The sequence below is a fragment of the Parvibaculum sp. genome (genome assembly GCF_040882025.1).
In the GTDB taxonomy this organism is placed as follows: domain Bacteria; phylum Pseudomonadota; class Alphaproteobacteria; order Parvibaculales; family Parvibaculaceae; genus Parvibaculum.
Genome location: NZ_JBBECC010000090.1, coordinates 1 through 13,041, shown reverse-complemented (window position 1 = coordinate 13,041; position 13,041 = coordinate 1). Strand labels below are relative to the sequence as shown.

The 13,041-nt window shown below is 63.4% G+C and carries 12 protein-coding genes; 8 read left to right on the top strand and 4 right to left on the bottom strand.

The features are described from left to right. Positions 1-9 precede the first annotated feature (9 nt). Entirely contained in the window at positions 10-246 is a 237-nt protein-coding gene (locus WEB61_RS06380; protein WP_368063497.1) for a ribbon-helix-helix domain-containing protein, read from the top strand. On the opposite strand, the gene WEB61_RS06375 is transcribed toward WEB61_RS06380, so the two are convergent. Further along, positions 247-3,666 carry an AsmA family protein gene (locus WEB61_RS06375; protein ID WP_368063496.1) on the bottom strand — a complete coding sequence of 1,140 codons (3,420 nt, stop codon included), beginning with the start codon at positions 3,664-3,666 and terminating at the stop codon, positions 247-249. Positions 3,667-3,845: 179 nt separating this feature from the next. On the opposite strand from WEB61_RS06375, the gene WEB61_RS06370 reads away from it, so the two are divergent. The 5 genes from WEB61_RS06370 (at position 3,846) to WEB61_RS06350 (ending at position 7,552) form a co-directional block, all read left to right on the top strand. After that, positions 3,846-4,034, top strand: a complete 189-nt coding sequence (locus tag WEB61_RS06370; protein ID WP_368063495.1) for a DUF4169 family protein — start codon at positions 3,846-3,848, stop codon at positions 4,032-4,034. A gap of 143 nt (positions 4,035-4,177) precedes the next feature. Next, positions 4,178-4,807 carry a TetR/AcrR family transcriptional regulator gene (locus tag WEB61_RS06365; protein WP_368063494.1) on the top strand — a complete coding sequence of 210 codons (630 nt, stop codon included), beginning with the start codon at positions 4,178-4,180 and terminating at the stop codon, positions 4,805-4,807. Beyond that, on the top strand, positions 4,808-5,632 hold the full coding sequence (locus WEB61_RS06360) for an HlyD family secretion protein (RefSeq protein ID WP_368063493.1): 825 nt from the start codon (positions 4,808-4,810) through the stop codon (positions 5,630-5,632). After that, complete coding sequence (locus WEB61_RS06355) at positions 5,629-6,411, top strand: ABC transporter ATP-binding protein (protein WP_368063492.1); 783 nt, start codon at positions 5,629-5,631, stop codon at positions 6,409-6,411. The genes WEB61_RS06360 and WEB61_RS06355 overlap by 4 nt, the downstream gene beginning before the upstream one ends. A 40-nt stretch (positions 6,412-6,451) precedes the next feature. After that, complete coding sequence (locus tag WEB61_RS06350; RefSeq protein WP_368063491.1) at positions 6,452-7,552, top strand: ABC transporter permease; 1,101 nt, start codon at positions 6,452-6,454, stop codon at positions 7,550-7,552. A 218-nt stretch (positions 7,553-7,770) separates the two neighbouring features. Here the strand turns inward: WEB61_RS06350 and WEB61_RS06345 are convergent, their stop codons facing one another. Next, positions 7,771-7,989, bottom strand: a complete 219-nt coding sequence (locus tag WEB61_RS06345) for a CsbD family protein (protein ID WP_368063490.1) — start codon at positions 7,987-7,989, stop codon at positions 7,771-7,773. A 162-nt stretch (positions 7,990-8,151) separates the two neighbouring features. Continuing rightward, positions 8,152-9,546, bottom strand: a complete 1,395-nt coding sequence (locus tag WEB61_RS06340) for an FAD-binding oxidoreductase (protein WP_368063489.1) — start codon at positions 9,544-9,546, stop codon at positions 8,152-8,154. Between the two features lie 180 nt (positions 9,547-9,726). On the opposite strand from WEB61_RS06340, the gene WEB61_RS06335 reads away from it, so the two are divergent. Beyond that, positions 9,727-10,206, top strand: coding sequence for a thioesterase family protein (locus WEB61_RS06335; RefSeq protein WP_368063488.1), 480 nt, complete (start codon positions 9,727-9,729; stop codon positions 10,204-10,206). Positions 10,207-10,224: 18 nt separating this feature from the next. Here WEB61_RS06335 and WEB61_RS06330 read toward each other — a convergent pair whose 3' ends face one another. Next, a complete protein-coding gene (locus WEB61_RS06330; RefSeq protein ID WP_368063487.1) occupies positions 10,225-12,000 on the bottom strand; it encodes a chloride channel protein in 1,776 nt (591 codons plus the stop codon). A gap of 170 nt (positions 12,001-12,170) precedes the next feature. On the opposite strand from WEB61_RS06330, the gene WEB61_RS06325 reads away from it, so the two are divergent. Then, on the top strand, positions 12,171-13,041 hold an 871-nt coding region (locus WEB61_RS06325), incomplete at its 3' end, for an ATP-dependent helicase (RefSeq protein WP_368063486.1).

The window sequence follows — 13,041 nt, the reverse complement described above, 5'->3', positions numbered from 1 at the left end:
GGGAGCGCCATGTCCGACGAGATCAAACGCTCCGTCACCATTGCCGGTCATCGGACCAGCATCTCGCTGGAACGGCCCTTCTGGGACGCGCTGAAGGAACTCGCCTGTTCGGAAAAAACATCCGTCAACGATCTGGTGCGCCGGATCGACGCCAAACGCGGCGGCAAGGGCACACTGTCGGCCGCCGTCCGCGTCTATGTGCTGAACGGCATGCGCAATCGGACAAGCGGAAGCTGCACAACCTGACTATTGCGTATAGGCCGGTCGGGGCAGCGGCTGCGGCACCGGCCCTGTGCGGGTTTCCGCCGGCAGGCCCATGAGTTCGCGCAATTCGCGCGGCACGCCGCCGGCATCATTCAGGCTTTCGGCAAGCAGCCCCGCCGCAATGGAGCTTTGCAGCTCGAGCATCTGTTTCTTGGTCTCGACTTGCCCATCCCGGCCCGTCGCAACGATCGAAAATGATGGCGTGCCTTCGGGTTTTGCCAGCGAGATCGTGAGTTCGGCATCCGACGTAAGTCGCGGCAGATCGTACAATGCGAGAAGCTTCGCCACGCCCCCGTCGAGCGTCACGTCGTCGTCGGCGAGTCGCAGCACGCCGTTCTCGATGGTGAAGCCGCCATCGAGCCCACTCGCCGGTGTTTCGCCGCTTTCGAGCGTGTCGCTGACAAGAGAGGGAAATTCCTCAATATCCGTCAAGCCGCCGAGCGCCGCGCCGAAACCCGCGACGTCGAGCGGTGCAAACGCCAGGTCCACCACCTTGATCGTCCCGGCGCCGCTCGCCGACGAGACAAGCGCAAGCCAGCTTCGTCCCTGCGCCTGGAGTTGCGCACTGATATTGGCCTGACCCTTGCCCGGCGACGCACCGAACGCCTCGCGGAAAACGCGTCCAAGATTCGCTTCCTCGATCAGCACCGTCAGGCCGATGCCCGGTGCGCCCTTCCCGCCCTCGATCCGCGCGCCGAGCGACACGCGCCCGCCCGCGAAGGCGCCAACAAAGGGTGAGGCCGAAAGAACACCATGCGACAGCGACAGATGCGTCGTTACATCGCCGAAGGCAAGAGAGCCGAGCCTGACCGTACCGGACTTGAGGTCGACTTCGCCGTCGAGCGAACCCAGCACCGACCAGTCGAGCGCGGCCGCAGGCCACACTTCATCCTCCGCGCTTGCAAGCGATGTGAGCTCGAACGCATTGGCCTCCAATGCGCCCGTGAGCGAGGGAAGTTTATCCCCGCCGCCCGCACGCCAGGCAATATTGCCGGAAAGCCGGAAATTGCCAGCAACGTTCTCCATATTCGAAAGGGAAAGGCTTTGCTTGTCCCACACGATCGCCGAAGAGAAGACAAAGCCGGGACCAGAGGCCTGCTCGCCGACCCAATTCGACAAGGGCTCCGGCGCGCCGAAGGCCGCGAAAATCGAAAGAACGTCCGGCGCTGCAATGTCGGCGCGCCCCTCGAAGCGCAATGCCTCGAATGGATCGGTGGCGCGGCCTTTGGCCGTCAGCGTCACGCTGCCGACATTGGCCCGGAAATTGACTTGATAAGGCTTTTTTCCCGCACTTTCGAGCTGCAGCGAAACAGATCCCGGCGCCGTCACGCCGTCGCTCGGGTCGAGCCCGAGCTGTTGAAGAAGCACACGCCCTTCGTCATTTGCAGCGTTGGCGACGATGTCGAGCCCCTCGATACTTCCACCTGCCCCGTGCCGCCGCTTCAGCACCGCGTCGACGCGGCTGCCGCGCACCGTTCCCTTCAGCGTCAGAGTATCGACGCGCAACTCGCTGTCCGTCGCTTCGCCCGACACACCAGCGAGCGAGATCGATACAGGTCCGCTTGCGTCCGGCACCGAAAAACCGCCAAGCGCCAGCAATCCGCCGAAACGCTCACCTTCGATATGGCCGGTGAAATTGCCTTTCACATCGTCGCGGCGACCGGTCGTGATCCCCGTCAGCTGACCGGAAAAGGAAAACCGCGCACCGGCCACGTCGTCGACTTCGAGACGTTGGACATCGAGCGCGCCGTCGGTCAGCGTCGCTTCGGTATCGAGGCCACGAAGACTTTCACTCCAAATGCGCAGACGTTCGGCGCGAAGGCGCAAGGCAATATCGTGCGACGTCAGAAATTCCAGTGGATCGCGATCATGGGAAAGCAGCGCGCGCAAAGGGTCGGCGTCGAAATCCGTCATGCGCAAATCGGCATCGAGCCGAGGCCGGCCGTCGACAATCCGGTAGCCGATATCGCCGCGAAGCGACGGCGTAGAGAGACCACGCGAATAATCCGCCCGGAGATCCGAAATATCGAATGCGTCGGGCGTCAACCGAAGTCTCGCCCGCGCCGAGAAGGGTGCATCGCCGCGCGGTGCGATGCGCGTCCCGGCGCCGGCCTCGTCGCTGTCAGCCGCAAGCCAGTGGGCCAGCGCGGCAAGATTGCCGCTGCGTGCATCGAAACTGCCATCGAAGACCGGCACCTCTTCGCGGCGGGTCAGTCGCCCGGCAAACGAAATCTCGGTTCGGCCGCCAAGTTCGCCACGCGCCGTCTCGACTTCCAGAACGCCATCCGCCAGCGCGAGCGTCAATTCCGCATTGCGGACAATCGCATCTCGCAGGACCAGCGTCGCAACCGAAACGTGCATACCGCCGTCGATCCAGTCAGGGAGCGGAAAGGCAAGCAAGGGGGCAAGGGGAACGTCGTCATCCGCGCCGCGCGGCAGGAGCCGATCGAGCAACGGCGCGGCCGTGAAATTCTCCGATGTCAGCTCGACCGAAAATACCGGACGTCCCTCCCAGCGCGCCTGTGCCGAGCCGTTGAGGGCGGTACCGCCGGCGGTGACGGTGAGATTGCGGAACGTCGCCGACTGCGCGGTGGCGACAAGGCCGCTTTCGACGCGAACAGGAGCGGCGTTACCGTTCGGGCCGATCTCCAGACGGCCATTGCCGTCGAGCCGCGCGGCGGCCGAGAACTCGGTCGCAACGCCGGAGAACAGAAATTTGGCGGGCCGGTCCCGAAGCTGCAAGTCCGCTGTCACCTGAAACGCCTTGCGGCCCGCAAACTCTCCGAGACCGAACCGCAATGCCAGCGGTACACCGTCGACAACCGCTTCGATCTCCGCGCGCAGCGGGCCGACAAGCGACGTCGCGATCACCTCGCCGCCGACCTGCTCCGCCCGCCAGCTTCGTCCGTTCGCCCGGTTCTGGTAGGCCACAACGCCATTTTCGAAACGAGCCTCTTCAAGGCTGACCGACGCGAGCGAAAACATGCCTCCGCCCGGTATCTCGTCCGGAAGTTCGAAGACGTTCCAGTTGGTCGAACCATCCGGCATCACCTCGAGATTGATCTGTGGGCGAACGACACGGACGCTGGTCACCTTGATGTCGCCGCCAATAAGCGGCGTCAACCCCACTTCGGCGTCGATCTCGTCGAACGTCGCAATATGCGCCGAGCGAGCCGCGCTGTGTGTATTGGCGATCTTGACTTTTCCGAGCGTCATATGCGGCGCAGGAAGGATACGAAGACGAATGTCGCCATCGATGCGAACAGGCATGCCGACAGTGTTCGAAGCCTGAGCTTCGATTTCGCCTCGAAACTTGTTCCAGTCGATCAGGTTCGGTCCGACAAGAGCGGCGAAGAGAAGCGCGACGATGATCCCCGCGATATAGGTCAGGATCGAATTCAAGACTGTCTCCAGCCGCACGCTGTATATGAGCGCGGCATTGCCCCGGCGGTTTCACAAGACCGCCTTATAGCTTAAGTTCACGAACGGAGTGACGGCCAGACCGCCATATGCGGCCATGCTGCGGGCAAACTATGGATTCGGACGACGGAAATATAGTCAAATTCGCCACCTTCCGGAAAATGGCCCGCGACGCCGGAAAGCGTGCGGCGAAAACGGAGAAGGAGGCCCGCGCCGCCGCGAACCGTGTGCGCTTCGGGCGTTCGGGGGCCGAGAAGAAGCGCGACAAGCTTGAGCGGACGCGCGCCGAGCGGGACCTTGATGGCACCCGGCGCGAAACGCCACCGAGTGACCCGTCAAAGCCCGATTGACCGCGCAGGATCGGACGCGTCGAAAATACAACAAAATCAACTCGTTATATGTGTTTCGCGCGAACGGCATTGACAATCTGCCTTGGTCACACTAATTACTGACTGGTCAGTTATTAAATTGTCCGGAAAATCGGAGAGACGACATGACGAGTGCGACGCCGAAACGCCAGCGCCGCAAGGAAGCCCGGCCCTCCGAAATCATGGCGGCGGCCCTGACGCTTTTTTCGGAAAGGGGCTTCGCGGCGACGCGGCTCGACGATGTGGCGGAAGCTGCCGGCGTCAGCAAGGCAACGATCTACCTCTATTTCGAAAACAAGGAGCAGCTCTTCACCGCCCTGGTCCATGACATCGCAACGCCGCGTTTCGACGAAATCGAAAGGATGATCGACACGTATCAAGGCTCAAGCGCGGACATGCTCTCGTTCGTGATCGCGCGCCTTGGTGAAATCGCGACGACGACCCGCCTGCCCGCTCTCGCGAAAATCGTTCTCGCCGAGTCCGGAAACTTCCCGGAAATCAGGGCGTTCTATCGCGACCAGATCATCCGGCGCGGCTTCGGCAATCTCGAGCGCATTATCGAGCGCGGCATCGAACGCGGTGAGTTCCGCCGCTGCAACGTCAAGGCAGCGGTGCAGGACATCGTCTTTCCGATTCTCATGAATGCGCTCGCCCGCAACACTTTCGGCGAACTTCCGCAATTCGATCCCGACGGCTTCCTCGCCGCCCATGCGGAGTTCGTTCTGCGCGGCCTCGCCGCGGACAGGGAGGCGTAGATGGTGCGCCTCCATTCCCTCCTGTTCGCGAGCGTGGCCGCGCTCCTTCTCGCCGGATGCGACGAAGTACCGGACGGAACGTATCAGGGCTATGCGGAAGGCGAATATGTGCGCGTTGGCCCCATCGACGGTGGCACGATCGACACGATAGCGGTGGCGCGCGGCGACCGCGTCGAGAAAGGAGCGCTGCTCTTCCGTCTCGACACAACGGCCGAGACCGCCGCCGCGGCGCAGGCGGAGGCACAACTCGCCGAAGCGAAAACGAGCCTCGAAGACGCGCAACGCGAATTGAAACGTACGGAAGTGCTGCGCGCTGGCGGCAATGTCGCACAGGCAATCCTCGACACGTCGCGCGCGCAGCGCGACCGCGCCGGCTCGCGGATGCTCGCCGCCGCCGCCGCCCACGATCAGGCTAAATGGCGCCTCGCACGGCGCGAGGGACACGCGCCGACATCCGCCATCGTGCAGGATGTGATGTTCCGGCCAGGCGAATTCGCCGCCGCGAGCCAGCCCGTGATTTCGCTGCTGCCGCCTGAAAACATCAAGGTGCGCTTCTTCGTGCCCGAGGCAGAACTGGGGCGCATTCGCATCGGCGATCGCGTGACCTTCGCCTGCAGCGGCTGTCCCGAGACACTCGACGGCACGATCCGCTTCGTCGCAGCGCAAGCCGAATTCACACCGCCCGTCATCTACAGCGAGCAGTCGAAAGAAAAACTCGTCTACATGGTCGAAGCGATACCGGCCGCAAGCCCCGAAGCGCTGCATCCGGGCCAGCCGGTAACGGTGAGCATTGCCGGCGCGACGGAGGAAGGAAGCGGATCGTGACCGGCCACGCCACATCGCTCGCAATCGACGTGCGCGGCCTGACCAAAAGCTTTGGCGGCACGAAGGTTGTCGACGGGTTCGACATGCAGGTGGCGCAAGGCGAGATTTACGGCTTTCTCGGCCCCAATGGCAGCGGCAAGACGACGACGATCCGTCTGCTCTGCGGATTGCTGACGCCGGATAGCGGCGAAGGTACCTGCCTCGATTACGACATTCTGACAGAGAGCGAAAAGATCAAGCGCGAGGTCGGCTACATGACGCAGCGCTTCAGCCTCTATGAGGATTTGTCGATCCGCGAGAACCTCGACTTCGTCGCCTCGATCTATGGCATCCGCAAACCAAAACGCGCCGTCAGGGAAACGCTCGATAAGCTTAACCTTGCCGACCGCGCGCATCAGCTTGCGGGAACCCTGTCGGGCGGCTGGAAGCAACGCCTCGCACTGGCTGCCGCGATCATGCACAAGCCAAAACTGCTGCTGCTCGACGAACCGACGGCCGGCGTCGACCCGAAGGCACGGCGCGAATTCTGGGACGAGATTCACGCGCTCGCCGCCGACGGGCTCACCGTCCTCGTCAGCACGCATTACATGGACGAGGCCGAGCGCTGCCACAAGATCTGTTATCTCGCCTATGGCAAGCTGCTGGCACGCGGCACGGTGGACGAGGTCATCGACCAGTCGGGTATGCGCAAGCTGAAAGCGGCGCCGACGCTTGAGGATGTCTTCGTTCATCTGATGCGCGACGTGCCGGACAATTTCGCAATGAAAAAGGCGGGGTGACGCGATGCGCGTGGGCTTCTCGCTTCGCAGGCTTGGCGCAATGATCCGCAAGGAATTCATCCAGATGCGGCGCGACCGGCTGACCTTCGCCATGATGCTGGGCGTGCCGGTGATGCAGCTCGTTCTTTTCGGCTATGCGATCAACTCCGACCCGCGCCACCTGCCGACCGCCCTTTTTTCGCAGGACCATTCGGTCTTCACACGCAGCCTCGTCGCCGGTCTCGAAAACTCGTCCTATTTCGATATCGTCGCAAATCCGAAAACGGCCGCTGAAGCGGAAACGCTGATCCGCACCGGCGCCGTGCAGTTTGTCATCGAAATACCGCCCGACTTTACGCGCAACCTGGAGCGCGGCTTGCGCCCACAAATATTGCTCGATGCCGACGCGACCGACCCGGCGGCAACCGGCAATGCAGTGGCGGGCCTGCAGATCCTTGCCGCAAGCGTTCTCAACCACGATCTCGATGGACCTCTGACGAAACTGAAGCAGGGTCCGCCGCCCGTCGATCTCGTGATCCATCGCCGCTACAACGCCGAAGGCCGTTCGCAGATCAATATCGTGCCGGGTCTTCTCGGCGTGATCCTGACAATGACGATGATTATTTTCACCGCACTCGCAATGACGCGCGAAGTCGAGCGCGGCACGATGGAAAACCTGCTGACGATGCCGGTGCGCCCGCTCGAGGTGATGATCGGAAAAATCCTGCCCTACATCGCCGTCGGCTACATCCAGACCGCCGTCGTGCTCGCCGCCGCTTACTGGCTGTTCGATGTACCGATGGATGGGAATCTCTGGCTTCTCTCTGCCGTGCTTCTCGTCTTCGTCGCGGCAAACCTTGCCGTCGGTTTCACTTTCTCGACGCTGGCGCGCAATCAGTTGCAGGCGGTGCAGATGACGATTTTCTTTTTTCTGCCGTCGATCCTTCTGTCGGGTTTCATGTTTCCCTTTCGGGGCATGCCGGAATGGGCGCAGTGGATCGGCGAGGTGTTGCCGATCACCCATTTCCTGCGCATCGTGCGCGGCATTTTGCTGAAGGGAAATGGCTTCGAAGAGATCCTGTTCGACTTCACGGCGCTGACGGCATTCCTGTTTGCGGTGACGCTGATCGCTCTCAACCGCTACCGCCAGACACTCGATTGAGGGTGTTTTCGACCCTTCTGTCATCAAACTGTCAAAAAACTGTCACAAATCGCTCCGCGCGATGATTTATCCCCGCCCTTATCCCCGCCTGAAGATGACGCAAAAAAAGTTATCCCCGGCCTTGCGGAACAACGACACGCGCGAATCGGAAATGCATGCCGAAACAGAGCGGGCCGCCCCCGGAGGGGACGGCCCGACGCTCGTCGCGATTGGCAAATTCAGCGGCCGCCGGTTGCGTCGCGCACCTTGTCCGCGGCGTCGTCGACGGCATCGCGTGCCTTGTCCTTTGCGCCGCCATAGGCGCTCTGAACCTTGCCCTCGGCCTTGTCAACCTTGCCTTCGGTTTCAAGCTTCTTGTCGCCGGTCATCTTGCCGACCGTTTCCTTGACGGCGCCGGTCGCCTGTTTCGCGGTTCCCTTGATGCGGTCCTTGTCCATGTCGTTTTCTCCATAGCAAGAGGAATGGAACGGTACGGCGGAACGCCGCTCCGCATTTCGTGAGTGTCATTGGACAGGAGAAACATGCCGTGAGCACGGCTGGAATAAGGCAACTCCGTCACATTTGGCCGGAATCACGGGAAAGGAACCGAAATATATTCCCTACACGGAAAATATTTTTCCCGGATTGAGAATGCCTTTCGGGTCGAGCGCCCGTTTTATCGCGCGCATCACGCCGACGCCGGCCCCGTGTTCGGCTTCGAGGAACTTGATCTTTCCTTCGCCGATGCCGTGCTCGCCGGTCGAGGTGCCGCCGAGCGCGAGCGCACGGGCGACCATCAGGTCGTGGATGCGGGTGGCTTCGGCAAGGTCGCGCGGATCGGCCGGGTCCATCAGGAGAAGCATGTGGAAATTGCCGTCGCCGACATGACCGACAATGGGCGCTTTCAGAAACGAGGTTTCAAGATCGGCGAGCGTGCCGGATATCGCTTCGGCGAGCCGCGAGATCGGCACGCAGACATCGGTCACCATGCCCTTCTTGCCCGGTGCAAAGGCGAGCGCCGCATAATAGGCATTGTGCCGCGCCTCCCAGAGCTTCGTGCGGTCTTCGGCCTTCGTCGCCCAGGTCGAGGCGCCGCTGCCCTGTTCGGCGGCGATGGCCGCGAAGCGTTCGGCCTGCTCGGCAACGGAGGCCTCCGTGCCGTGAAACTCGACGAACAGCGTTGGCACTTCGGCAAGCGTCAGTTTCGAGTAGGCGTTGCAGGCGCGGATCGACAGCGGGTCGAGAATTTCGATGCGCGCGATGGGGAGCCCCGACTGGATCGTCTCGATGACGGCATCAACCGCGCCTTCGAGCGTCGCGAAGGGCACGACGCCCGAGCGCACGGCTTCCGGGATGCCATAGAGGCGGAGCGTCACCTCTGTGACGATGCCGAGCGTGCCTTCCGAGCCGACGAGAAGCCGCGTGAGGTCGTACCCGGCCGAGGATTTGCGCGCGCGGCCGCCGGTGCGCACGACGGAGCCGTCGGCCATCACGGCGGTGAGGCCGAGCACGTTCTCGCGCATCGTGCCGTAGCGCACCGCATTGGTGCCGGACGCCCGCGTCGCCACCATGCCGCCGATGGTGGCATCGGCGCCGGGGTCGATCGGAAAGAAGAGCCCCGTATCGCGCAGATATTCGTTGAGCTGCTTGCGCGTCACGCCGGCCTCGACGCGAACGTCGAGGTCTGCCGCGTTGACTTCGACGACCCGGTTCATCTGCGTGAGATCGAGCGAAAGGCCGCCATGCACCGCCGACACGTGACCTTCGAGCGAGGTGCCGGCGCCGAAGGGAATGACCGGCAGCCCGTGCGCCGCGCAGATGCGGACGATCGCAGCGACTTCGTCCGTCGTTTGCGCGAAGGCGACGGCGTCGGGCGCGGCGACCGGATGCCAACTCTCGTCGCGGCCATGCGCCTCGCGCACCGCCGCCGCCGTCGTGAAACGCGCGCCGAGCAGCGCGGCGAGTTCGGCAAGCGCCGCCGCCTTTCCGTCTGCGTTTTCCACCGCTCTGCTCATGGAGGCGTCCTTGATCGTGCTTGCGGATAGACTAGCATGAAACCAAATCACCCGTCATTGCGAGGAGGCGCAAGCCGACGAAGCAACCCAGAGGCGGCGAATGCTGAACTTGGGGCTCTCTGGATTGCTTCGCTTCGCTCGCAATGACGAGAAAATGAAAGCAGAAAAAGGGGAGCGCCGATGACCGGACAGCCGCTGGAATGCCCGATCCGCAAGGTCGAGCCGCAATGGGTCGATCTCAACGGCCATATGAACATGGCCTATTACCATTTGCTGTTCGACGAGTCGCTGGACGTGGCCTTCACCGAACTCGGCATCGGCTGGGACTATACGCAGAAGGGCGAAGGCTCCTGCTTCACGGCGGAAGTGCATGTCTGCTATCTGGACGAGCTGACGGAAGGCGAGCCGGTGCGCGTCACCTATCAACTGCTCGACGCTGACGAGAAGCGCATCCATGTCTTCGGTCACATGTACCACGCCGAAAAGGGCTATCTCGCCGCGACATCGGAACAGATGTGCATCCATGTCGACATGAAGTCGCGCCGCGCGAGCCCCTTCCCCGCCGAACAGCAGGAAAAGATTGCTGCGATGATGAAGGCGCATCAAGGAATGGCGCGGCCGGAACAGGCGGGACGCGTGATCGGGATCAAGCGGAAGTAACGACGGTCCTGCTGCTCCCTACCCTATCTGCGCGTCGAGAATGGCATCGGCGAGCTGCGGCTTGCCGATGACGCCGAGCACGTCGCCGGGGCGCGGAATGCCGGGCTTGTCCTTCACGACAAGGGCGAGCGTCGCGTTGCGGTCCACCAGACGGCGCATCACTTCCTCGATAATATTGTTTTCGCGCACGATCACATAGTCGGTGATCGCCATGTCGCGCACGGTCTCCGCCGAGCGCCCGAACAGCTCGGGCGTGCGGATACGGCTGTCGAGCGAGACGACGCCCTGGATGCGGCCATTCGACTGCAGCACGACGAAATTCGGCATGCCGCCCTCCACCACCCATTGCGCGGCTTCCGAGATCGGCACATCCGCCGCCATGACGGCGATGCGGGCATCCATCACCTCGCGCGCGCTGCGCACGAGATAGAGATTGGAATAGCGGTCCTTCGGTACCGGCCGCCCGCGCCGCACCAGCTCGGCGCTGAAGATGTTGTCCGCCATCAGCGCGCGGCGCATGCCGGTCGCGACCGCAACGGCGATGATGAGCGGCACGATGATGCCGTAATCGCGCGTCATTTCGAAATTCATGGTGATGGCGGTCATGACGGCGCCGGTGCCGCCCGCGACGACGGCGGCCATGCCGATGACGGCATAATCCGCGACCGAAACGCCGTGCGTTTCATTGACCATGTGGATCGCCGCGCCGAAAGCGCCGCCCAGCGCCGCGCCGATGAAAAGCATGGGCGCGAAGACACCGCCCGACGCGCCCGAACCGATGCTGAGGGAGGTGGCGAAGACCTGCGCCACACAGAGCACCGCAAGCAGCAGGAAGGTCGTCACATGGCCTTCGAGGATCGCGGCGATGGCGTCGTAGCCGCCGCCGATGATGTAGTAGTGGCCGGTGAAATGGCCGAAGAGGTAGAGCGCGATGCCGATGCCGGTGAAGCCCGCCGCCGCGCGTATATATTCGTTCGGAAACCGGCGCGGCATGAACTCGCCGGCAAAGAGCAGCGTGCGGATGAAGCCCCAGGCGACGAGGCCCGAGAGAAGCCCCAGCACGACGAAAGCGCCGAGATTGAAGATGTGGTCCATCTCGGAGGCGGCAAAGCTCATCTGCGGCAGCACGAAGGCGGGATAGGAGCCGAAGACGACGCGGCCGACATAGGTGGCGGAGCCCGTGGCGATGACGACGGGCAGGAAGGTGCGCGCACTGATCTCGGGCAGGATCAGCTCAAGCGCGAAGAGCACGGCGCCGAGCGGCGTGTTGAAGGTCGCGGAGATGCCGGCCGACGCGCCCGCCGCGAGCAGCGTGATGCGCTGCCAGGACGGAAGCCGCGAAAACTGCGCGACGGCGGAACCGATGGCGGCACCGATCTGCACGATGGGGCCCTCGCGGCCGACGGTCGCGCCGGACCCGATGGAAAGCGCGGAGGCGAGCGTCTTCACCACGGCGACGCGCGGCCTGATCCTGCCCTCGCGGTGATAAACGGCATCCATGACGTCGGTAATGCCGCCGCCCTTCGCCTCCGACGCAAAACGCCGCGTCAGCCAGACGACCGCAACGCCGCCCGCAACCGGCACGAGGATGATGAGGAGACCGAGGGGGCTCAGCGGACCCGTGGCACCGGAGATATGGGTGAGCGAGAACTGCCCGAAGAAGAAGAGGTTGTGGAGACCAACCAGCATGGAGCGGAAAATCACCGCGCCGACGCCCGTGGCAAGCCCGACGGCAAGCGCGAGCAGCGACAGCACGATCATGTTGACCTGTCTGGTGTCTTCCGCCTCGCGCACCCGCCCCGCCCTTCTTTTCCTTGATATTCCAATATGTTAGGTATTATGACCTGTCTAGCATGCGGGCGCCGCGGCGCTCAAGCCGCATGGGAAAGCCGCGCCCGGCACCCCATGTTATGCTGGCGACGGGATTCGCCGCCGGCTTTCCCCGATCTCACACCGGAAGCGTAATGACGAGTGACCCCTTCGACCTCGGGGCGATCCCCGAAGAAACGACCGCGCGCTCGACCAGCGCCGCGGCGATCGGCGCCATGCGCGCGCCCTATCTCGAGGGGCTCAATGCCGAGCAGCGCGAGGCCGTGGAGGCGCTGGAGGGGCCGGTTCTGGTGCTGGCGGGCGCGGGCACAGGCAAGACGCGGGTGCTGACGACGCGACTGGCGCATCTGCTGGCGACCCGCAAGGCGTGGCCGAGCCAGATCCTGGCCGTCACCTTCACCAACAAGGCCGCGCGCGAGATGCAGCACCGCATCGGCGCGCTGATCGGCGGCGCGGTGGAAGGCATGCAATGGCTCGGCACGTTTCACGCGCTGGGCGCCAAGATGCTCCGGCGTCACGCCGAACTTGCCGGGTTGCGCTCCGATTTCACGATCCTCGACGCCGACGACCAGACCCGGCTGATGAAGCAGATCATCGTCGCGGAAAACATCGACGAGAAGCGTTGGCCGGCACGCCAGCTCGCGAGCCTGATCGACGGCTGGAAAAACCGCGGGCTGACGCCGGACAAGGTCCCGCCGGGTGAAGCCCATGCCTTCGCCAACGGCAAGGGCGGCGAACTCTATGCCGCCTATCAGGCGCGGCTCAAGGTGCTGAACGCGGCCGATTTCGGCGACCTGCTGCTCGAAGTGCTGCGCATCTTCCAGGAACACCCGGAGGTGCTCGCCGAATGGCAGGACCGCTTCAAATACATGCTGGTCGACGAATACCAGGACACAAACGTCGCGCAATATCTCTGGCTCAGGCTGCTGGCGCAGAAGCACAAGAATATCTGCTGCGTCGGCGACGACGACCAGTCGATCTATGGCTGGCGCGGCGCCGAGGTCG

What these genes read in the sequence shown, in the direction of transcription:
- WEB61_RS06380 (WP_368063497.1), top strand. Translation starts at nt 10, where the DNA reads ATGTCCGACGAGATCAAACGCTCCGTCACCATTGCCGGTCATCGGACC.
- WEB61_RS06370 (WP_368063495.1), top strand. Translation starts at nt 3,846, where the DNA reads ATGGCCCGCGACGCCGGAAAGCGTGCGGCGAAAACGGAGAAGGAGGCC.
- WEB61_RS06365 (WP_368063494.1), top strand. Translation starts at nt 4,178, where the DNA reads ATGACGAGTGCGACGCCGAAACGCCAGCGCCGCAAGGAAGCCCGGCCC.
- WEB61_RS06360 (WP_368063493.1), top strand. Translation starts at nt 4,808, where the DNA reads ATGGTGCGCCTCCATTCCCTCCTGTTCGCGAGCGTGGCCGCGCTCCTT.
- WEB61_RS06350 (WP_368063491.1), top strand. Translation starts at nt 6,452, where the DNA reads ATGATCCGCAAGGAATTCATCCAGATGCGGCGCGACCGGCTGACCTTC.
- WEB61_RS06345 (WP_368063490.1), bottom strand. Translation starts at nt 7,989, where the DNA reads ATGGACAAGGACCGCATCAAGGGAACCGCGAAACAGGCGACCGGCGCC.
- WEB61_RS06340 (WP_368063489.1), bottom strand. Translation starts at nt 9,546, where the DNA reads ATGAGCAGAGCGGTGGAAAACGCAGACGGAAAGGCGGCGGCGCTTGCC.
- WEB61_RS06335 (WP_368063488.1), top strand. Translation starts at nt 9,727, where the DNA reads ATGACCGGACAGCCGCTGGAATGCCCGATCCGCAAGGTCGAGCCGCAA.